The sequence below is a fragment of the Alicyclobacillus acidocaldarius subsp. acidocaldarius DSM 446 genome (assembly GCF_000024285.1).
Classification (GTDB): domain Bacteria; phylum Bacillota; class Bacilli; order Alicyclobacillales; family Alicyclobacillaceae; genus Alicyclobacillus; species Alicyclobacillus acidocaldarius.
The window spans coordinates 1,166,950-1,187,147 of the sequence record NC_013205.1 but is presented as its reverse complement, the minus strand read 5'-3'; the positions used below and the strand labels follow the sequence as shown (position 1 = coordinate 1,187,147).

The following is a 20,198-nucleotide window of genomic DNA, read 5'->3' as shown; positions in this document are numbered from 1 at the left end:
TCGCCCCCGATAGTGAGGGAGGTGCAGGGCAAGAGCGCATTGACGAATATCCTCGATATGGTACACTTAAGCTGAAAAGAGCGCCGGAGGTCGCGACTCCGACGCTCGGGCACCGACGCCTGGGCAGTGTCCTCAAGGCGAGCAGGTGACCGCCCCAATGATTGATCGGTCATTTGCGTGTTATGGCAAGAACCAGAGCCTCCAAGACGAAGGCGTCAACGGGTCTCGAATACGAGGCCCGTTGACGTTTCTATTAGACGGTCATCTTATCAGTAACCAGGTCGAGGGCTTCTCGTAGCGATAGATCCGCTCCCGCCATCGCCTCATCCGACACCCCGTAGTACAGATGCACAATGCCCCCTTCGACCCATGCGCCACACGAGAACACCACGCCGCCGAAGAAGCCGTTGAGTTCATAAGGCGCCTCGGGCTTCAGTATCGGTTCCGTGGACCGCGCAATGAACTTCGACGGATCCTCCAGATCGAGCAGGCACGCCCCCATCGCGTATTCGTTTTTCTCGTTGGCGCCGTGGTACAGCACCAGCCAGCCCTTGTCTGTCCGAATCGGCACCGCGCCGCCTCCGACACGCGCACCGTCCCACATACCGGGTCTCCTACCCATCAGCCGCCGATGTCGGCCCCAGGTCTCCAGATCCAGCGACGACGCGAGCCAAATGTCCAGATCGCCCATGCTCTTGGGCGCGGGTCGATGCAGCAGATAGTACCGCCCGCCGATGCGCTCCGGGAACAACACCACGTCCTTGTTCTCCGGCGGCAGGATGAGTCCGAGCCTTTGAATTTCGCGAAAGTCCCGCGTTACGGCGAGTCCCACCGCGATGCCGTACTCGGACACGGCGGTGTACGTGATGTAGAACACGCCGTCGATCTCCGTGACCCGCGGGTCTTCCATGCCGAACGCCTCATACGGCGTCTCGGGGGCAAGAAACGGTCTCTCCTCCACCGTGAAGTGCCGACCGTCTCGGCTTCGCGCCAGCCGAAGGTGCGACATCGATGTGAGCCACACCGGTTCAAGCGTGTCCTTGTGCCGCACGGCGCGGGGATCCGACAAGTCGAAGCGTGGATCCTTGCGACTGATACGATGGACTTCGACAGACTTCCGTTCGGCGTTGTAGATGGGGACGCCCACAGTGTCCTCGTCGGCAACGGCCTGCTCCGCGACGCGTAACACGAGAATCGTCTCTCCTTGGTACCGCGCCACGCCTGCGTTGAACGCGCCGATGATCTTCATGTCAGGATGAGAGGGTGGAACGTCGCGAGGCGTGATCAGGGGATTTTCGGGATAGCGAATGGCGGGCATAATGGATTCCTCCCATACGAGTGGATTCGTCTCCACCGATGGGTGGATTGTACGACAAACAAGCCGCGAGTGACGTCGCTTACCACTCGCGGCCCAAAATTTCTTTCAATTCTTCTCGAACCTCTTGTTCATGCTCCTTCCACGCGCCCGCCACATCGCGAATGCTTCGGCGCGGACCTCGTCGCCCTGCCCGCCGTAGGCTCAGCAGTTCTTCCTCCAGATCAACGTCCAGTCCATACGCGCGAAAGTCCTGACCAAACGTCTCAAGCGTGTTTCGCAACGATTTCAGCATTTCATAGTACGCGTTCACAGCACCACGTTCGTAATCGTTAGATGGTTGGCGCGCTCGTTTTCGCTGATGCCGTCGCGCATTTTTCAACATCTGTCGAACCCATTCTTGCAGAAGAGTTTGCTCGAACGACATGTAATCGCCTCCTTGACTTTGCCCTCCATCCCCCTCTCCGGCGGAGGTGCAGTCCATGCCCATCCGTCGCTCTTATCTCCAATGGCCCGGCGGCAAATCCCACATCGTCTCCGCCCTACGCGCGTTCCTGCCACCCGGCCGTCGGCTGATCGAGCCTTTCGTCGGCGCGAGTTCGGTGTTTTTGAACACTGACTATCCCGAATATCTACTCGGCGATGCCAATCCAGACTTGATCCTCGTGCATCGAACACTACAGGCTTATGGCGAAGCCTTTATCGGCGCCTGCCGTGAACTGTTTGTGCCTGAGAACAACGCGCCAGAACGGTACTATGCGCTCCGCCAGGAATTTAACGCCACTCAAAACCTATGGCGGCGAGCAATTCTCTTCGTTTACCTCAATCGACACGGAATCCATGGCCTCATGCGCTACAACCGCCGCGGCGCTTTCAACACTCCGTTCGGCTATCGTCGGAAAATCTATTTCCCAGAAGCAGAGATGCGCCTGTTTGCCGAGCACGCCAAACGCGCCTCGTTCGTCCACGCCGACTTTCGCGACCTGATGTCTCAGGCGCGTCCTGGCGACGTCGTCTACTGCGATCCACCCTATGTGCCACTGTCCGACACCGCGAACTTTACCGAATACGCGCCGGGCGGCTTCTCGTGGCATGACCACATGGCGCTGGCTGGATATGCGCGTGAGCTCGCTCGCCGCGGTGTGACCGTGGAGATCTCGAATCACCGCACGCCAGCAACCGAATCCCTCTATCGAGGTGCCCAGCTCGTCTCCGTCCGCGCGCCGCGCAATATCGGAGTCCAACATCGACAGGCCGCCCGTACAGCCGAGGAGATCCTGGCGATCTTTTGGCCACCCTAATTTGCCAGGTGCGAAGCAATTGTCGACTGCGATCCGCCTCGAATCACCGCATGCCAGTGGCGATGCCCAGCGTCATAGCCTTTCGACGAGAACCCACAACTTGCTGGGTCCTCAAGGGACCTGGCAAAATCGTTCGCCGCAAACTTCACACGGCTTTCAGATAACGTGCCTCAAAGCGCAGTACCGTTTCGACTTCTGCTGGTGTGATTCCATAGTCCTTGGCAATATCGGCGATACTGTCACCGGCTTCCCAGCGTTCCCAAAGAACATCCGTTCGGATACCTTGTCTGGAAATGACCGGTCGCCCGCCCCCCATTCAGGCGCTATTCGAATTCCGACATCACGTCCAAGAGGCCACCATGCGGACACACGGCCATCGTGGTAGTCCATATTGATAAGCAACGTCAAATACGCTCTCCCGCAGAAATTCCATTTTGGTCTCCTTTATCACGCGCCATCCGCCTGTACGAAATGCCCAACTTGTGAAAGGGCGTGGAATCCGCAACGCCTTCTCGCATTCGACAACCACGCGCCTTATGTCCCGAAACAACAAGCCATGCTTTCTGAATTCACCCACAATCAGGACTTCAATCAAATCCTCAAACGTCGCACCATCCGTGCGCGAACGTTGTAACCATCGACTTGCCGTGCCCGGCATAACACGGGTCAGTCGATCGACTTCGGAAAGCGTGTAAAGCGGATAGTCTCGCATGGCCATGCCCTGCGTTTCCTCCTCAAGCCCTCTCGGTTGACGCCCTAATGGTGATGTTTTACATTCGTTTCGAGTGCAAGCTCAATTTTCCGCTCGTGCACGTGTGTACACGAGGCCCCGCCGCGAAACACCTGTTGGATGTGCCGCAGCGGGGCAGACAGCTTCTTTATATCCAATCACTGTACCTAATCCCTGAAACAAGTTTAGATCAGATCTTGCTCAATACATTTGTGAGGATTCACCATTATCACTTTTCCAACTCTTGCAAGACCGCCAACTTCCAACGAATCGCGTACTTCGTTGTTGATACGTTCTTGTCGGGATGGAACACCTCAACCGGCAACAACTTCGCGTACGGTTTTCCTACCTTTGTAAGCCGCTACCGTCCTAGGTGTCTCGTCCCGCCGTTTCAGCCGCTCGCATGCCAGCATCCGAATGACACGAAAGTACCTTTTGTCGAGGGATCTGCTTTTCCATTGCCTCTGCTCGAACTCCATGCGAGATGTATGGTAAGTGTCTCGCCATTAACAAAACGCGCCACCCTACATGTAGGGCGACGCGGCAGCAAAGGTAGAGAACATCTAAAATATCAGGGAAACTCGCAACGTCACCGTACGCTTTACTCGCCAACGTCCGCTTCGAATTGAACGCCACCATTTTCAATGGTCGATCTTCCGTTGTTCGACCTCAGAGTTTGGATTCGCCCGACGATCGCGTCGACGACACGTTCCAAATTGTCGCGTATTTCGTGTTCCCAAATGTGCAAAACGTCCCACCCCATTGTTTGGTACTGGTTGAGCACCTTTTTGTCTCGTTCCATGTTGCGCTTTATTTTATTACGCCAAAACTCGATGTTGCTTTTTGGGATCCTTCCGTGTTTAGAACATCTGTCCCAGAAACAAGAATCAATAAAGATATCCAATTTCACCCTCTTTATTGCAATGTACGGTTTTCCGGGAAGATCTTTCGCATTGACACGGAATCGAACGCCCTTGGCCCATTCCGCTCGACGCACCATCAACTCGAGCGACGTGTCTTTCGCTCGAACTGCCCGCATAATTTCGCTTCGATGTTGGCGTGAAACATTGTCGGTCATGGCGAGCACCCATGTCAACGGACCCTTTATCGGCGCGTATCCGGTTGCCAGTTTCTCAAAAACTCTTCAACGGCTTGAACTATCTTCTCGAGGCTTTCGGCGTTCGGTGTTAACCTGTCGGCCCAAACTCTCCCAGGATGTACGGTATCCCACCTCGAACGCTGTTGCGAATATCTTCCGCTCCCAGGATCGTGGTTCCCGAACCCATCGAGAACTTGATTCCATACCGGCGAAAAGCGTTGAATCAAAAGTGATTCTCCTAGCGGTATCCAAATGTCGTCTACCACGAGGTATCTGCAATAAAAGCCTTCAATATCGAGGTTACGCGCTTGCTTTATTGACTCGGCGTGTTCGCATAGCCGTCTATATAGGACTTGGCCGGGAGGAATGTCCAGTCCGAAACCGCCTTTTCTCGCACCAGGGGGGACCGCTTTACCCACGTATATCGGAGCTTCAAAACGTCCGTTTCGGTTACGCTCCGCGATTTTTTGATACAGAGAAAAGTCCCCGGTGTAGTAGATGGCGTAGATACCCGCCCCCTCGAACGGTTCGGGAGGCGGCAACTTCGAGATAGGACGTTCCAAAAGCGCATCGCTGACGCTGATGGCGAGATTCCTTTTTTCAAGCGGATTATACGGCTTTTCCTGCATCAGCGACACTCCATTCAAGACGTGTTCTGATGTCTTTAGTGATGAAATGAGCCAACCGTACCGGAACTGCGTTCCCCAATTGGCGCATGCTCTCCGTCCAAGACCCGCTAAACACGTACTCGTCCGGGAACGTCTGCAAGCGCGCGCTCTCCCGCACCGTGAAATAACGTACGGTGCCATCCGGTTTCACAAGCATGTTCTCTCCGCCGGGAACGCCGTGATCCCCGGCTTTTAGGGTTTTCGCAGGCTCATCGAGCGGACTTCCGGTGTGTCCCGGATAAACTCGGGCTCCGGGATTAAAACGATGGTTGGGTACGCCGCAGTCTTGTTCGCTTTCCGGATCGGGAAGACCGGAAATGGCGTCGCGCACAGTAACCCACGGAGCGCCCTGTATTAGTCTTAGTCCCATCCGAAGACTTTCGATTCTCTTTTTGAGTTTGTCGGGAATGTCAGGACGATGTTTTTTCGCAACCCGGTGCCGTTCCCAATATTCCCCCGTAACCCATTGATCGTAAAGAAGGGCGTCGAAAGAATGCGTTGGATTGGGAAACGACCATTCGATGTTCAAATCACTTCGGAAGCCGACAATAAACACCCGTTCCCTTTTTTGAGGTACACCGTAATCCGCAGCGTTAAGCAAGCGGAACACCACACGATAAGAAAGGCCGTGGTAGCGACCTTTGGTGTGTTGCTGTTCCAAACGAGACAAGTGATCCGTCCAATCCTCGTTTTCCTTAGGAACGATTTCGGGATAACAGATTTGAAGAAGTATGTACTCGAAGTATTTCGCGAAGGACTCCCGCAGTAATCCTTTCACGTTTTCGATCAAGACGACCTTCGGCTGGATCTCCCTGACCGCCCTAATCATTTCGGGGAACATATTCCGGTGATCCTCGCGTCCACGATGTTTGCCTCCCAATGAAAACGGCTGACATGGGGGGCCTCCTGCGAGAAGTTCAATACCGCGATATTGAGTGAAATCGACACTTCGCACGTCAAGTTGATAAATCGGCCAATCTCGGACCGGCCCCACGTTTCTTTCCTTATTGAAACGTATGGTGTCGCACGCGTATCGATCCCATTCGTATAATCCCACGTGCCGAAACCCGGCGTTTGATATCCCCATCGCAAGACCGCCGGCTCCAACGAACAGTTCAACCGACCTCATGCGAACACTCCTCTCTCCGGAGTATGAGTTCTTCAAATCATGACGATTTCCTTCAAAACCAACAAGCTGTTTACGAAACAAAACCGTCTCGATCGCCATCCACCTTGTCCACATGGTCAACATTCGTCGAAACGCGTAATGACGCAACTAGAGAATTAAAATCCTTTTCCATATAAAGGCGACAAAACCGCCACAATACACCATCCCTGCCGCATATGGAAAAGCGCGTTCCATTCCACACAAAACAACTCAACAATCAAACTCTTCAACCCACTTAACATACGCCTCGCTTCTTCAACCACCAATCTTCCCAGACCACCACATGCGGAAAGATCACCACGCCGAGCATCTCCACCAGATTTCCTTCCTTCTTGCGAAACGCGAACCTTCCAGCGTACGAGCTGGCAACCCAGGCCCACAACACATATCCCACGATCAGTCCTTTTACAGGCGTTACCGAAGAAAACGCAAGCCCCAAGCACACTGCCGCCGTGTAACCCGCCATCATCAACGCTCCGAACGGGTCGCTGACCGACGGGTCATTCTTGCGCAACGACAAATACCAAAGCCACGACAGAATCAAATAGCCCATTCCCGCCGAGACCCGCCAAACGACAGCGACATGAAGGTAATGACACCCGATCAACACGCCACCAATCACGACGTACCAAGCGATCATTTCGAGAATCACTTATAATGATCCCTCCCCAAAGGGAGGACTTTGCAGGGCAAAAAACTCGCCGCGCCCCTGCCACCTCCGGCAAGCTGCGCGGCGATTCTCCGCTTTCTTGTTCGGCACTACCTGCGTCTGTGGCTTTCGCAACCACGTCCCTCGCGAAATCGTCGGATCCAGTCCGCCTTCGCGAACGCGCTTCGCCCGGCGGTTGCGGGCTTTGCTCATCGTCTTCGCCTCCCGGCCATCCACTCCTCATTTAGTGAATCTGTTTCTGAATTTCCCGCGCCTCCTCTTCCGACAGCCCGGTCAACTCCACTACGTCGGACACAGAAGCACCTTTGCGGAACATACGTGCCGCAATTTCCTTGCGCTCTTCTATGCGTGCTTCTTGCTCAATCTCCTTCAACAACTCCGTCATCTCCAACACTTTCCTCAAACGCGCCTTTTGCTCTTCCGCCAAAACCCGTCCGCTGAACCCCAAAATGAGCGCCGCCAAATAGTCCTGCTCGTTCCGATCTGGTACCTTCTGTACAGTTTCGACAATCTCCTCAAACGCCTCGCCCCGTGTCCGCCGGTCAAATCGCATGTGGAACGCAAACGCCAGCCGCACTCGGTCTTCCGCAGTCCACTCGTGTGTGGCCAAGTGCCGTTTCACGGTCTCTAGCACGCCGTCACCGTCCAGCCGGTTCAGGTATACGTTTTCCACAGCATAACACAAGCTACCTGCGTCCAGTTCCGACGGCGCTTCCTTGACGTCGCCCGTGTACAGGATGACGGTTCGAACCTGGCGCCTATAGCGCTCCGCGATCGCCAGATCATACGCCGCAAACCGATAAAACGCCGGTTCTCGCGTCGTCTGAAACTCAAGATGCAACAACGCCCCGTTCGCCAACTCCAACATGATGTCCGTGAATTCCTGCCGCACTTCGACCTTCGGAATCTCCGTCGGCAACGCACGCACGACGTGCGCATCATGAATGCCAATCACCGACAACACATCACCCGGCAACGCGTTCGTCAAGTGCTTCGCGACAATGTCATTCGCGTTCCGCGCCAGTTTCATCGTGACCTCCGTGTGATCTCAGTATACCGCCGTAGCATTAAATTCGCGACGAGGAAACGCCACGCGAGTTAGAGTCTCGAGTAGTGGTGTAAAATTTGCGGCTCGTTGTTGACAGTGAAGCCACCGTGCGTGTCTACTCGTGTGTGGCACAACACGAAAGAGTAGGAGGTACGCACGATGGCTTTGCTCAATAGCTTCGCAGTTTTGGAATGGATCCGCAAGATGCAAGATGAGGATCACATCGACGTGTTGCGAGAGTTGATGCAGCTTGTCGCCCAGTTTCTCATCGATGCAGAGGCCGTCGAGAAAATCGGAGCCGAACGCTATGAACGCACGGATAGCCGCGTGACGCAGCGAAACGGCTCGCGCTCCCGCACGTGGGACACGCGCCTTGGGACTGTTGACCTGAAAATCCCGAAACTCCGTCAGGGGAGCTTCTTCCCCTCGTTGCTCGAACCAAGGCGCCGAGCGGAACAGGCGTTGGCAGCTGTCATTCAAGAAGCGTATGTGAAGGGCGTGAGCACCCGTAAAGTCGACGACTTAGTTCGAGCGCTGGGGCTGGAAGGTATCAGCAAGAGCGAGGTGTGACGTCTGTGTCAACAGATGGACGAGACGGTGCAGCAGTTTAAGGAGCGGCCGCTCGAGCGCGAGTATCCGTACGTGTGGCTGGATGCCACGTTTCCCAAGGTGCGCGAAGGTGGACGTGTGCAAAGCATGGCCTTGGTCATCGCGATTGGCGTGTCGGACACGGGCGAGCGAGAGGTGCTCGGGTTTGACGTCGGCACGAGCGAAGACGGCGCATTCTGGACGGACTTCCTTCGTGACTTGAAGACACGGGGGCTGCGCGGGGTACGGCTGGTCGTGAGCGACGCGCACGCGGGCTTGCGTCAAGCGATTGCAGAGGTGTTGACGGGCGCGACCTGGCAACGATGCAAGGTCCACGCAATTCGAAACGTGCTGAGCCAGGTACCCAAGAAAGAGCAGCCGATGATGGCATCCATCCTTCGCACCATCTTCACGCAACCCACGCAGGACGCGGCTCGCGAGCAACTCCGTCGCGTGGTCGGGGAGTTTCGTAGGCGATATCCGAAGGCGATGGCCATCCTGGCCGACGCGGAGGAGGATGTGCTGGCCTTCATGGCACTTCCGTTTGAGCACTGGCGACAGATTTGCTCGACGAACCCGCTGGAGCGCCTGAATCGGGAAATGCGGCGGCGGATGAACGTCGTGGGGATTTTCCCGAATCGAGACTCCGTGGTGAGGTTGGTGGGCGCAATTTTGCAAGAGCAACATGAAGAGTGGCTGGTTTCGCGCCGGTACTTCAGCTTAGAGTCGATGGCGAAGCTGAAGCCACAGCAGCCCATGCTATCCGCGCAGGCTCTGTTGCAGAAGTAGGAGGGATGCCGGCACGTGGGCCGTACTGCCCACACGAAGGCTTTGGCCTAATGGCTTCGAATCGACCGACAAGCGCGGCGTCAAGGGCGTCCGATGGACGAGCGAAGCGTCCCTTGACGGAGCGCGAAGGCGGTCGATAAGGTCTTACAAGGGACAAAGCCGACGACGTCACAGAGTAGACACAAACGGTGAAATTCCACCACTTGACGGGACACTACCCCACGCGAAGCATCTTATCCCACCAAAGCAGGCGGGAAAGCATCCGTGATCACCTTCTCACTCCGCGCGGTGAATACCGAACATGCTCCACCCAATCGCCGCTTTCGACTCGCTCGCCATTTTGCTTCGCTTTGGCCGCCGGCATGTGATACACCCACCCGCGCAGGCCGTTCGCCAGGTCCTCGACCATCGCGCGATCGTAGAGATGCGGGTAGCCCTCCAGTCGATCCAGCGCCTTCATCCCCTCGTCCGTCACTTCGACCCACTCGCCGACGATCTCTCCGTCCTCCTCGAGGCTCACGACCGGATACGCGCCCCAGTCGTACCCCGACTTCGACAGTTGGACATAGCACGTAGACTCATGGATGGATGTGGGATCCTATTGCGGCGCGGCTTGTCGGACTTATCCACAGGCATGCGCCGCTTTTGTGGTTACATTCATTCAATGCCGATCACGTCGTCCAATCTCACGACTCGCTCACCGCCCGTGGTTCTGACGCGCAACTCCCGACCGTGCACCGGCACCCGGCCGACGAGTACCACGTCACGTTCCGGTGTAAACACCGTTACGCGCACGGCGCGTTCCTCGTGAATTGCTTCGCAGAGCGTGTATTGCAGTTCGGCCATGCGCTCCTCAGTGAGCATGGGTGGCTTCCGTCTGGAGCGTTCGCGTTGGAGCTGTGCCATGAGCTCGCGATGCTCAGGCAACATCATTCGCATGGTCTCGAAGATGTTTCCGTCTGTGTAGCGACACTTAAAAATGCAGAATAGCGGCGTGTCTTATTTTCCAGTTTGATGAGCACTTGACATGGAGAAGCGGGCATGATAGCCTGCTGACCTCGATTGGAGAAGCGTCCCCTCCGCCCCCAAATGACGCGGAATCATGCTCGCAGAGGCTCCATGTCAAGTGCTCTAATATTGGCGTTTATTAAATATAATTACTGGGAATTTGAACGTGCCGCTATTCTGCACTTTTAAATGTCGCAATACAGGGGCAGGCGGTGAGCTATTGCCTGAAGCAGTGGCCGAAGCTGGTGCGCTATATGGAAGACGGGCATTTGGAGATCGACAACAACCGGTGCGAGCGGTCGCTGAAGCCGTTTGTGATCGGACGAAAGAACTGGCTGTTCGCGAACACGCCGCGCGGCGCGCGGGCAAGCGCCATTGCCTATAGCATCGTGGAGACGGCGAAGGAAAACGGCCTGAATCCTTTTGCCTACTTGGAGTACCTGTTCGAGAAGCTGCCGAACATGGACACGGATGACAAAACCGCCATGGCCGCGTTGTTGCCATGGTCAGAGACGCTACCAGCTCATATCAGGCGCCGAAAATAAGACATGCTGACGAGCCCCGCTGCAGTTGTGGCGGGGCTTTCTGCTCCACATGGTCGACGACAGAGCGGATGCCTCGCAAGGTGTGTTCGTGTTGACGCTTACCGTCTTAGTACATATAATGACTATATGAGTAATTGTTCATGTATGAGGTGAAAACTGATGTTGGATACGAACCATGAGACGTGTTGTAATGTCGTTCATGAAGACGCTGTGAACGATTGTGTTGAACAGCTTTCCGATTCGGTCGTTGAAAGGCTATCTGAGACGTTCAAGGTACTCGCCGACCCGACACGCATTCGCATTTTGTACAACTTATCCAAGCGTGAATTGTGTGTCTGTGATCTCGCTGAGATATTGGGTATGACCCAATCGGCTGTATCCCATCAATTGCGTTACCTTAAGGCACTGCGATTAGTCAAAAGTCGCAGAGAGGGCAACACGGTCTATTATCGTCACGACGATGCCCACACGATGGGGCTTTTGCAAATGGCAATTGATCACGCCACTCACATTGGCGCTGAAAGAGGAAACATCGAATGAGTATGCACAGTCACGATCATAGACATGACCATAGTGATGCATTCCATTCCCATGTAGCAGTGGGAAAAATGAAAATCGCGTTTTTCTTGACGCTAATTATTCTGGTCATCGAAGCTCTTGGTGGCTGGATTTCACACAGCTTAGCGTTGTGGTCTGATGCAGGACATGTGCTGTCGGACCTTGCAGCCATTGGGCTCTCTTGGTACGCGATGAAGCAGTCCCAAAAGCCAGCGAACGAGGGTATGACCTTTGGCTATTATCGTGCAGGTATTTTGGCTGCTTTCGTCAATGGTGTGACGCTGATCTTAATAACCCTCTGGATCTTACGGGAAGCGTACGGCCGTTTTCAGCATCCGGAACATGTGACGCCAACCTGGATGTTTCTCAGCGCAGGCGTGGGTCTCGTTATGAACTTGTACCTGGGACTTGGCATGCGTCATGAAGAAAACATCAACGTACAGAGCGCGGTTCTACACATGCTTGGTGATGCAGCGGCGTCCGCAGGCGTTATTATGGGCGGCATCATTATCGCCTTCACGCGCTGGTACGTGATTGACCCGATTTTAAGCGTCTTGATCGCCTTGTTGATTGCCTTCGGTGCTTGGCGGATCGTTAGACAGACTGTCAATGTCTTAATGGAAGGCACGCCCGTTGGCATTGAAATTCCGCAAGTCGTCGATGCCATCCTTTCGGTGAAGGGAATTCAACAAGTTCATGATTTGCATGTTTGGACCATTACCAGTGGAAGAAACGCCCTGTCTTGTCATGTTGTCGTCGATGGCAAGATGACAGTTCAAGAAACGCAAAACATTTTGCGAGATGTCGAGCACAAACTCATTCACTTGGGCATCCGTCATGTGACCATCCAACCCGAAGATGCAGCCCATCCGCATGGTGATTCGATATTGTGTAAAAACGATGCCATTCATGACAACCATGACGATCATTGAGGAAGGAGAATATCAATGTCTTCACATGCTGTTTCCGTCGTCAAAAAGGGTGTCAATATCGAATTGGTATCCGTTCTTTGGATGGTCATTGAAGCGGCGGTGGCGATTGGCTCGGGCATCATAGCACACTCGTTAGCACTTGTCGCCTTTGGTGCTGATAGCATCATCGAACTGATCGCCGGAGCAGTCCTTCTCTGGCGTCTGACGATTGAAGCACGCGGAGCTAGTTTGGCGCGAGTGAATCGTGCGGAAAAAATTTCGTCTTGGGTTGTCGGTATTGCCCTGCTGTTGCTTGCGGTCTATATCGTGGTTGCATCGATCGATAAGCTTTGGACGCATCAAGGAGCCGAGTCCACCTATGTAGGAATTGGCTTAGCCATCGCATCAGGCATCATTATGCCGATCTTGTCGCGTTTGAAGAAGAAAATTGGTGTAGAAATTGGCAGTAAGGCACTTCGCGCAGATGGGGCATGCAGCATCGTATGTGCGTACATGGCTTGGACGGTGCTTGCCGGTGTTGTTTTGACTGCTCTGTTTGGTTGGTGGTGGGTTGACTCCATCGCGGCGCTGGCGCTGGTGTATTTCGTCGTCAAAGAAGGTTGGGAAGCCGTTCAGGAAGCCCGCGGAAAAGAAGGTGCCTGTGGCTGTTGTCACGATGATTGTTGCTGACTGCTCTCGAAAACGGTAACTTCATCGAGGGGCTAATGGTCGTCGGTTTTATTGCACCCGCTATCGTGAAAGGCTGATAGCCGACCCACGCTCTTAGTCAGAGGCAGCCCCGTGACGGATGGTATGAAATGCGGTACTCAACCCGCGGATATCAGACTGCTGTAGATGGCCACGATAGAATCGACATGAGTGGCCACGAAATTCCGTCAGGGAGGGGATAAAAAAAGATCCGCACGCCCTTCGTCGAATGTTGTAAGTGCCAACAAACAACACGACGGATAGGAGTGCGGACCTTTGCCCCGACTTCGACACTTGGTAGTCATACAAAGTCCCACAAACCCATGGCCGACGCGGGTTCGTGGGGCCTGTGGATAACTCGTGTAGTGTCTACAGCCCTCTTGCCCGAGGTTCTACCTTCAGGATCCTCGGCGGTTCCTATCCTGAATCGGCGCGACGACTTCGACTTTGATCCGATCAGGATCCTCAAAAAACACTGCATAGTGGTCCGGCCCTCCTGCATATGGATGCCGGTCCTCATACAGAATCGGCACGCCGCGCATACGCAGTTGAGTAGTCAGTTCGTCAACTTGAGCTTGCGAATCTGCGTGAAATGCCAGGTGATTTAGCCCGACTCGCCGGCGGTGATACTTCGGCTCTTGAAAACATTCTTCAGTTTGGACAAACACCAGATACGTGATGCCTTTTCGCCAACTCCGCCCGTGCTCCCAGGCTTGATATGGTGAATAACCAAAGAACTCCAGTAGCCAGCCCCAAAACTCCGTTGTACGCTTGAGGTCCGATACGTTGATCTCGATGTGATGCAAAGTCCCTGCTACCTGGTTCAGTGGCAAACCCTCCCGCGCGAAAATAAGACGGGCTATCCAATTCCACGTGTGCACTCAAAATTTCTGTCGAAAAAGACGGGCGCGAAATGTGGGTCGTAAAGTCCATCACCCCTTGCCACCCAACCCCTGCTCCAGCGCCTCCCTGGCCTCCTCGAGGGCAGGTAGCCAGTCTTCCTGACGTAGCTCGATCCCAAGACCTTCTGCGATGGGACGAAGCAACGTGCCGACCTCCGGACGCTGAAATAGGAACGTCGCTGGACAGCCTCCGGCGAGCATGGTTTCGAGGAGCTTGTCCACGGACTCCTGCGCGTACGTCTCGTGAGCAGCCGCATGAACTTGAAGGACAATGCCAGAGGCATGGTCTACACACATCAACATTCTGGGGAACATCGGTCGCTCGCCCTCTTCGACTGCGAACGGCGCATAAAAGATGTCGACTTCCCACTCTCCCCTTCGAGTCTCTTGGCGACGGATGCGCTTCAAAATGACCTCGTCAACGCGGATCGGCGGGATCTCGGATGCCGAGAGGGTGTACTGCGGTGTTTCGGTCCAGACGTCGATCCACTCAAAGGACGTGCCGTCTTTTACCCGCCTGCGGGTCAGGATTTGGTTGGGCTGAGGCGGCTCGAGCAGGTCGGACTGCTGGCGAATGCGAGAAGCTACGACAGTGGCTTGGGATAGCGCGACCGTCAGGAGTTTCGCTTCGTCCCGCGTCAGATACCATGGCAAGTACCCTGGACGGTGGCTACGAAACACAGGCCATGCGATCTCGCCCCGGAAGCGGAGGCCGAGCTGTTTCATGACGGCACGGTCCTGCTCAGTGACATCGCGACTGCTCTCAAACGACGCGATGAGCGCGAATTGCCCGTACACCCTCTCTTCCTCGGCGGCCGACGATGGCTCATTGTCTTGCATCAGCCGATGAAGGGACCTCCACCCGGCCTCCCCCGGAAAGACCGCCAATCCATGAAACTCGCCAAGAGCGCCCATGACGGAACAATAGCCAATCTGGCCGGTGTCAGGATCCTCGATGGCGAACAGGGCATCATCATACATCCATTGCCATGGAGCCAAGTTACGGAACTCGATAGCGGCGTCGTAGAGCGCCTTCCACTCACCCAACGAAGGTGCGTCGGAAATGATCATCCCCTCCTTCGAAAAAGGTTGTAATGTATCCTGCTTATGCGTCTTCATCACCGTGCCTGGACACAAGCACCGTCAATTGCATTGTAACAGAAAGGTCCGAGACCAGTCTGGAGTCGGAGACGCCGATACACACGCTCAGATCATAACTTACAAGAAGGGAAGACTATGTAGTAGAAGGCCGCTATGCGTTCGCGCCAAACTTCACGTTTCTCCTGATGAGACATCCCAGACATATAAAAAACCTCCCACGGTGCTGCATGAGGCCCTTCTCCAGCACAGGGAGGCACATTGCCATGTTGTGCGCCGCTTTACGCTTACGACTTCGCCCCCCTTGGAAATGGTTTGGTGGATACCATTTTCTTTCTCTTAAGTTGGGGTGAAGTCCTTCTTTATGCTCGAAAAACCCTTGCTACGCACGGGCTCGTGATTCTGCAACGCTCTCATAAGAAAACAAAACTGCGGCGAGCAGGATTCGACGATCGCGCGACGAATTTGTAGTTTCGGATTGGAATTCGTCGAAGTTTGTCGGAGGAGAGCAGGGTACGCATGACGGTTTTCGAATTGCTGCAGAACGCGCTCGACGCGTCGACCCTCCGTCAGGCGGTGTACGCCAACAACATTGCGAACGCGGAGACACCCGGCTACAAGCGCCAGGACGTGGCGTTTGAGACACTCCTGCAGAACGCGCTGAGTGGTCAGGCGAGCGGAGCTCTCGGTGAGGCGCAGATTCCGATCGGCGGCGACGCGCCCTCTTACGATCTGAACGCGTTGCCCGACGTGACCCCGGTCGTGTATACGGATCCGTCCACAACCGTGAACTCGAACGGCAACAACGTGGACATCACGGAAGAGATGGTGTTGCTCGCGGAAAACCAGGTTCGATACGACACGCTCGTGCAGGTTATTTCGGGTCGGTTGTATAGCCTGCGCACGGCCATCACGGGGAGCTGATGTCGATGTTTGACAACTTGAGCATGAACATCTCGGCGAGCGGCCTCGCGGCGAACCAGCTGTGGTTGAACGTGATCGCAAATAACATCGCCAACGTCAACCTGACCACGCAGATGGTCGATTTGATCCAGGCGACGCGTGCGTATCAGGCCAACGCGACGGCTTTTGACGCGGCGAAGCAGATGGCCGTGACGGCCCTCAGCATCGGCAAGTGAGGGGGAAATCGCCATGATCGCACCGGTGACCAGCGTTTCGCTCGCAGGCGTGGGGCCAGCCGCGAGCGCGGGCGGCGCCGCGCTGGGCGGAATGAGCTTTTCGGACTACCTCGGCGAGGCGCTCGACGCCGTCAACCAGGCGGCGGCGCGAGCTGATCAACTTGCCGTCGAATACGCGAGCGGGGGGCCGGTGTCGACCGCGGATCTCATGATCGCCGGGACACAAGCCTCTCTCGCGGTCGACATGTTGTCGCAGGTCGCCACGCGCGTGCAGCAGGCGTACACCACCTTGATGAATATGCAGATTTAGCGAACTTCTTCGGTGGAATAGGGTGAAATGCGATGAACTAACTCCTGTAAAACGCCCGGAGACGGGACATTCATTCCATGCCAGTGCAGCATGGTGGATTGATCGGACGGTTGTTGGCTATCACCCGAGTTTGATGGGTTAGTACGCCACAAGTGCGTTACACTAGGAGCAGGTCGGAACAGTTTGGGGGAATCGCAACCGTGATGAATGGGATGGGCATGATGGGATCCGGGTTCATGAGTCTGTATTGGATACTCTCCACATTGATTTTGATCGCCGGAATCCTGCTTGTGCTCTGGGTCATCGCCCGTGTGGTCAGAAGAGGCTCTCTCAGTCCACACGTTAAAGAGCACGACCATGCTGTTCGGCTGCTCAAAGAACGCTACGCTCGTGGTGAAATTGACCGGGAGGAATACTTGCAGCGTCTCAAGGACTTACGAGACTAGATGGCCGGAGCGTTCTCTGCCTGCCGTACATGGTCATATGGCAGAAGGGAGGCGGACAAATCCGCTCTCCCTTCCTCGCAAGAATGTTTCACTCTGTATCGTAACCGGCGTCCTCGATGGCCTCTTTCAGCGTGGCCAAGTTGGTCTTCGTCTCGTCAAAGGTGACCGTAGCTTTCTGTCCTTCTAGATCCACGCTCGCCTCCTGGACACCCTCCACGTTTTTGAGCGCCTTGGTGACGGAGTTTACGCAACCGCTGCACGTCATGCCTTTGACGATGATGGTTGCTGTTGTCATGTCCATCGTCTCCTTTCATGGTTCGTATATGTTTAGGTCGTCCGTGTGTTGTGTGATGACGTTAGCACGTTATCTTCCTACGCTGCATGCACCTCCTTTCCGATCTGTAGACGGCGCAACAGCAGGCTGTTGGAGACGACGCTGACTGAACTGAACGCCATGGCCGCCCCGGCAATGATGGGGCTGAGGACACCCAAAGCTGCTAGCGGGATCCCCAAGACATTGTAGAAAAACGCCCAGAACAGGTTTTGGCGTATTTTACGCATGGTCGCCTTGGACAGACGCAAAGCGTCGACGACTCCGTGTGTCTGGCCGTGCATGAGGACGATGTCCGCCACCTCCAGCGCCACATCGGTGCCAGTCCCCATGGCGATTCCGATGTCGGCTGCCGCCAGTGCAGGTGCATCGTTGATGCCATCGCCTACCATGGCGACCACCCGACCTGCGTGCCGCAGGCTTTCCACCTTGGCCGCCTTCTCGGCTGGAAGAACACCAGCCATAACGTTCGTGATCCCCGCGAGCTTCGCGATGGCCTCTGCGGTGCGGGCTCCATCGCCCGTGATCATCCAAACCTCGATCCCCATTGTCTGGAGTTCTTTTACCGTACCTTGGACGTCCGACTTAAGCGTGTCGGCGATAGCGATGGCGCCGAGCAACCGCTCATCCTGTGCCACCAGTACCGCCGTCTTGCCTGCAGACTCAAACGCCGCCAAGACATCGTCGGGGATGGTTACATTCGCATCGACGAACCAGGTCCGATTCCCAACGCGTGTTCTGGCACCCTTCACCATGCCCCGAATTCCATAACCTGGAACAGACTGGACCTCGGACGCCGACGGGATCTCGACACCATGCTCCTTGGCGTAAGCGACCACGGCTCGGCCAAGCGGATGTTCGCTCTGCGCTTCAAGAGCGGCTGCCACCTTGAGAACATCATCTTGTTCCACTCCATCTGCCGACCAGACGTCCGTCACTACAGGCTTGCCGGTTGTGAGCGTACCCGTCTTATCGAAGACCACCGTGTTCACCCGGTGGGCGAGTTCCAGGTGTTCTCCACCCTTGACAAGGATGCCGGATTCTGCCCCAAGGCCCGTGCCGACCATGATGGCGGTGGGGGTGGCAAGCCCCAAGGAGCATGGGCAGGCGATAACCAGCACGGCAATCGCTGCGAGCAATCCATGCGACCAGTGCCCTAACATTCCCCAGACAAGAAGCGTGACGAGCGCCGCTCCGAGGACAACAGGAACGAAAATGCCGGAGATCTTGTCGGCCAGTCGCTGCACCGGCGCTTTCGAACCCTGAGCCTGATCGACCAATCGGATCACCTGTGCCAGCGCGGTATCCCGGCCGACTTTCGTCACCCGCATGACAAAGGCGCTCGTTTGGTTGATGGATGCGCCCACGACCTCATCGCCCAGGTGTTTGGAGACGGGCATCGACTCGCCGGTGAGAAAGGATTCATCGACCGAAGTCGTGCCCTCCACGACAACGCCGTCCGTCGGCACCTTTTCCCCAGGACGGACCCGGACGAGATCTCCTACCCGCAGCTCCTCGACGGCCACGTCGGTTTCCACACCTTCCCGCAGGACATGGGCCACCTTTGCGCCGAGCTTGGCCAGGGATTCGATGGCGGCACTCGACTTGGCCTTGGCACGAGCCTCAAGCAACTTGCCCATAAAGATCAGGGTTACCACGGTAGCGGAGCTGTCAAAATACACGTCGGAGCGCCCAAGCAGGGTCAAGACGGTGCTGTACACATACGCTACGCTGGTCCCAAGGGCAACCAACACGTCCATGTTGGCTGCCCCGCCTCGGAGAGCATGGTACGCACCTTTGTAAAACCGCCAACCTACGTAAAACTGCACTGGCGTGGCGAGGAGCCAAGAGAGCCAGTTCGGCAGAAACGGTCGTCCTCCGACGAGCATTACGAACATCTGTACGACCAAGGGCACGGTCATGAGCACGGAAAACCCAAATTTCGCGAGGTCCCTGTGGTATGCACGCAGTTTCCGTTCTTTCTCTTCGGTTTCTGCCGCCTCACTCGCGAGGATAGCGCCGTACCCGGCCTTTTCCACCGCCTGAATGATGTCTGCTTCGTCGATCACGCCCGGGACATAACTGACACGCGCTTTCTCCGATGCCAGATTGACATGAACGGACTTGACGGCCTCTAGGCGACCGACGACTTTCTCGATGCGGGCGGCGCAGGCCGCACACGTCATGCCCGTGATGTGGAGATCCACCTCCCGTACTGGTACCGAATAGCCGGTCTTTTCGATTTTGGAGACCACCTCGCTCCACGGTGTGTCGGAATCGAGCACCACACGGGCTCGCTCTGAAGCGAGATTCACGTTCACTTCCTTCACACCGGGCAGTTTCGCGACGTTCTTCTCAATTCGAGCTGCGCAGGCGGCGCACGTCATACCTTCGATGGGCAGCATGATCTCTTTGGCCTCGCTCATCGTTTTCCCTCCCCACGCTTGCTAAGCTCGAGTGAACTGACGGATCACGTCCATCAGTTCGTGCACCATTTCATCGCCCTGGTCTCGGTTGGCCAAAGCATCCGCCACACACCCACGGGTGTGGGACTCGAGAATGGTGAGCCCGACTTGGTGAAGCGCACTCTTGATGGCGGATATCTGCACGAGAATGTCGATACAGTAACGATCTTCTTCAATCATTTTTTGCAATCCACGCACTTGACCTTCAATGCGCCGCAGCCGGCGCAGGAGGTCTTTCTTGTGTTGGGCGTAGCTGTATCCAGCATGTTCAGGGCACATGGCCATCCCTCGCTCTCAAAGGCGTCAATTACACCATACCCCGGTAAAGTATATATGTCAATACCTGCTCATCCACAGGGTGCCCCAATGACGGTCAATTGTAGGCAACTGCCTTCCTTGGT

General features: G+C 55.6%; 24 protein-coding genes and 2 pseudogenes. 10 read left to right on the top strand and 16 right to left on the bottom strand.

Features of this window, described 5'->3' with window-relative positions; translation table 11 throughout:
- Nucleotides 1-253: 253 nt before the first annotated feature.
- Together AACI_RS05665 and AACI_RS05660 are read right to left on the bottom strand one after the other, a co-directional pair.
- Nucleotides 254-1,318, bottom strand: coding sequence for a glycoside hydrolase family 130 protein (locus tag AACI_RS05665; protein WP_012810513.1), 1,065 nt, complete (start codon nt 1,316-1,318; stop codon nt 254-256).
- 79 nt (nt 1,319-1,397) lie between these two features.
- Nucleotides 1,398-1,742, bottom strand: a complete 345-nt coding sequence (locus AACI_RS05660; RefSeq protein ID WP_012810512.1) for a hypothetical protein — start codon at nt 1,740-1,742, stop codon at nt 1,398-1,400.
- A gap of 55 nt (nt 1,743-1,797) precedes the next feature.
- Here AACI_RS05660 and AACI_RS05655 point away from each other — a divergent pair, with 55 nt between their 5' ends.
- Entirely contained in the window at nt 1,798-2,616 is an 819-nt protein-coding gene (locus AACI_RS05655) for a Dam family site-specific DNA-(adenine-N6)-methyltransferase (protein ID WP_012810511.1), read from the top strand.
- A gap of 145 nt (nt 2,617-2,761) precedes the next feature.
- On the opposite strand, the gene AACI_RS17265 is transcribed toward AACI_RS05655, so the two are convergent.
- The 7 genes from AACI_RS17265 to AACI_RS05620 form a co-directional block, all read right to left on the bottom strand.
- Complete coding sequence (locus AACI_RS17265) at nt 2,762-2,932, bottom strand: DUF433 domain-containing protein (RefSeq protein WP_012810510.1); 171 nt, start codon at nt 2,930-2,932, stop codon at nt 2,762-2,764.
- A gap of 24 nt (nt 2,933-2,956) precedes the next feature.
- Nucleotides 2,957-3,334 carry a hypothetical protein gene (locus AACI_RS05650; RefSeq protein WP_012810509.1) on the bottom strand — a complete coding sequence of 126 codons (378 nt, stop codon included), beginning with the start codon at nt 3,332-3,334 and terminating at the stop codon, nt 2,957-2,959.
- A gap of 613 nt (nt 3,335-3,947) precedes the next feature.
- Complete coding sequence (locus tag AACI_RS05645; protein ID WP_081442661.1) at nt 3,948-4,424, bottom strand: very short patch repair endonuclease; 477 nt, start codon at nt 4,422-4,424, stop codon at nt 3,948-3,950.
- A 26-nt stretch (nt 4,425-4,450) separates the two neighbouring features.
- Nucleotides 4,451-5,074 carry an Eco29kI family restriction endonuclease gene (locus tag AACI_RS05640; RefSeq protein ID WP_012810508.1) on the bottom strand — a complete coding sequence of 208 codons (624 nt, stop codon included), beginning with the start codon at nt 5,072-5,074 and terminating at the stop codon, nt 4,451-4,453.
- Nucleotides 5,055-6,341 (bottom strand): DNA cytosine methyltransferase, encoded by a 1,287-nt coding sequence (locus AACI_RS05635; RefSeq protein ID WP_236011753.1) that lies wholly within the window; start codon nt 6,339-6,341, stop codon nt 5,055-5,057. The genes AACI_RS05640 and AACI_RS05635 overlap by 20 nt, the downstream gene beginning before the upstream one ends.
- Nucleotides 6,342-6,516: 175 nt before the next feature.
- A complete protein-coding gene (locus tag AACI_RS05630) occupies nt 6,517-6,933 on the bottom strand; it encodes a hypothetical protein (RefSeq protein WP_012810505.1) in 417 nt (138 codons plus the stop codon).
- A 241-nt stretch (nt 6,934-7,174) separates the two neighbouring features.
- Complete coding sequence (locus tag AACI_RS05620; protein ID WP_012810503.1) at nt 7,175-7,981, bottom strand: transposase; 807 nt, start codon at nt 7,979-7,981, stop codon at nt 7,175-7,177.
- Nucleotides 7,982-8,158: 177 nt separating this feature from the next.
- On the opposite strand from AACI_RS05620, the pseudogene AACI_RS05615 reads away from it, so the two are divergent.
- Nucleotides 8,159-9,376, top strand: a pseudogene (locus AACI_RS05615) (IS256 family transposase).
- Between the two features lie 268 nt (nt 9,377-9,644).
- Here the strand turns inward: AACI_RS05615 and AACI_RS05610 are convergent.
- Nucleotides 9,645-9,935, bottom strand: coding sequence for a gamma-glutamylcyclotransferase (locus AACI_RS05610; RefSeq protein WP_081442619.1), 291 nt, complete (start codon nt 9,933-9,935; stop codon nt 9,645-9,647).
- Nucleotides 9,936-10,033: 98 nt separating this feature from the next.
- Nucleotides 10,034-10,306 (bottom strand): YolD-like family protein, encoded by a 273-nt coding sequence (locus tag AACI_RS05605; RefSeq protein ID WP_258165042.1) that lies wholly within the window; start codon nt 10,304-10,306, stop codon nt 10,034-10,036.
- A 281-nt stretch (nt 10,307-10,587) separates the two neighbouring features.
- On the opposite strand from AACI_RS05605, the pseudogene AACI_RS05600 reads away from it, so the two are divergent.
- The 4 genes and pseudogenes from AACI_RS05600 to AACI_RS05585 form a co-directional block, all read left to right on the top strand.
- Nucleotides 10,588-10,929 (top strand): annotated as a pseudogene (locus tag AACI_RS05600) (IS66 family transposase); the annotation flags it as partial.
- Nucleotides 10,930-11,088: 159 nt separating this feature from the next.
- A complete protein-coding gene (locus AACI_RS05595) occupies nt 11,089-11,469 on the top strand; it encodes an ArsR/SmtB family transcription factor (protein WP_012810500.1) in 381 nt (126 codons plus the stop codon).
- Nucleotides 11,470-11,537: 68 nt separating this feature from the next.
- On the top strand, nt 11,538-12,419 hold the full coding sequence (locus AACI_RS05590; RefSeq protein WP_245530771.1) for a cation diffusion facilitator family transporter: 882 nt from the start codon (nt 11,538-11,540) through the stop codon (nt 12,417-12,419).
- 15 nt (nt 12,420-12,434) lie between these two features.
- The gene (locus AACI_RS05585) at nt 12,435-13,088 is read left to right on the top strand and encodes a cation diffusion facilitator family transporter (RefSeq protein WP_012810498.1); all 654 of its coding nucleotides are present in this window, start codon (nt 12,435-12,437) and stop codon (nt 13,086-13,088) included.
- A gap of 416 nt (nt 13,089-13,504) precedes the next feature.
- Here AACI_RS05585 and AACI_RS05580 read toward each other — a convergent pair whose 3' ends face one another.
- Together AACI_RS05580 and AACI_RS05575 are read right to left on the bottom strand one after the other, a co-directional pair.
- On the bottom strand, nt 13,505-13,912 hold the full coding sequence (locus tag AACI_RS05580) for a VOC family protein (protein WP_012810497.1): 408 nt from the start codon (nt 13,910-13,912) through the stop codon (nt 13,505-13,507).
- A gap of 126 nt (nt 13,913-14,038) precedes the next feature.
- Nucleotides 14,039-15,055 carry a DUF7309 domain-containing protein gene (locus tag AACI_RS05575; RefSeq protein WP_245530722.1) on the bottom strand — a complete coding sequence of 339 codons (1,017 nt, stop codon included), beginning with the start codon at nt 15,053-15,055 and terminating at the stop codon, nt 14,039-14,041.
- Between the two features lie 570 nt (nt 15,056-15,625).
- Between AACI_RS05575 and flgB the strand changes: the two genes are divergently transcribed.
- From flgB to AACI_RS17260, 4 genes are all read left to right on the top strand, one after another.
- A complete protein-coding gene (gene flgB, locus AACI_RS05570) occupies nt 15,626-16,030 on the top strand; it encodes a flagellar basal body rod protein FlgB (RefSeq protein WP_012810495.1) in 405 nt (134 codons plus the stop codon).
- A 5-nt stretch (nt 16,031-16,035) separates the two neighbouring features.
- Nucleotides 16,036-16,245, top strand: coding sequence for a flagellar basal body rod protein FlgC (locus AACI_RS05565; protein ID WP_012810494.1), 210 nt, complete (start codon nt 16,036-16,038; stop codon nt 16,243-16,245).
- 13 nt (nt 16,246-16,258) lie between these two features.
- Nucleotides 16,259-16,555 (top strand): flagellar hook-basal body complex protein FliE, encoded by a 297-nt coding sequence (locus AACI_RS05560; protein WP_012810493.1) that lies wholly within the window; start codon nt 16,259-16,261, stop codon nt 16,553-16,555.
- 203 nt (nt 16,556-16,758) lie between these two features.
- A complete protein-coding gene (locus tag AACI_RS17260; RefSeq protein ID WP_041707983.1) occupies nt 16,759-17,001 on the top strand; it encodes an SHOCT domain-containing protein in 243 nt (80 codons plus the stop codon).
- Between the two features lie 88 nt (nt 17,002-17,089).
- Here the strand turns inward: AACI_RS17260 and AACI_RS05550 are convergent, their stop codons facing one another.
- The 3 genes from AACI_RS05550 to AACI_RS05540 form a co-directional block, all read right to left on the bottom strand.
- Nucleotides 17,090-17,296 carry a heavy-metal-associated domain-containing protein gene (locus AACI_RS05550; RefSeq protein WP_012810491.1) on the bottom strand — a complete coding sequence of 69 codons (207 nt, stop codon included), beginning with the start codon at nt 17,294-17,296 and terminating at the stop codon, nt 17,090-17,092.
- Between the two features lie 77 nt (nt 17,297-17,373).
- Nucleotides 17,374-19,758, bottom strand: a complete 2,385-nt coding sequence (locus tag AACI_RS05545; protein ID WP_012810490.1) for a heavy metal translocating P-type ATPase — start codon at nt 19,756-19,758, stop codon at nt 17,374-17,376.
- Nucleotides 19,759-19,779: 21 nt separating this feature from the next.
- Complete coding sequence (locus AACI_RS05540; RefSeq protein ID WP_012810489.1) at nt 19,780-20,076, bottom strand: metal-sensitive transcriptional regulator; 297 nt, start codon at nt 20,074-20,076, stop codon at nt 19,780-19,782.
- Nucleotides 20,077-20,198: the final 122 nt, after the last annotated feature.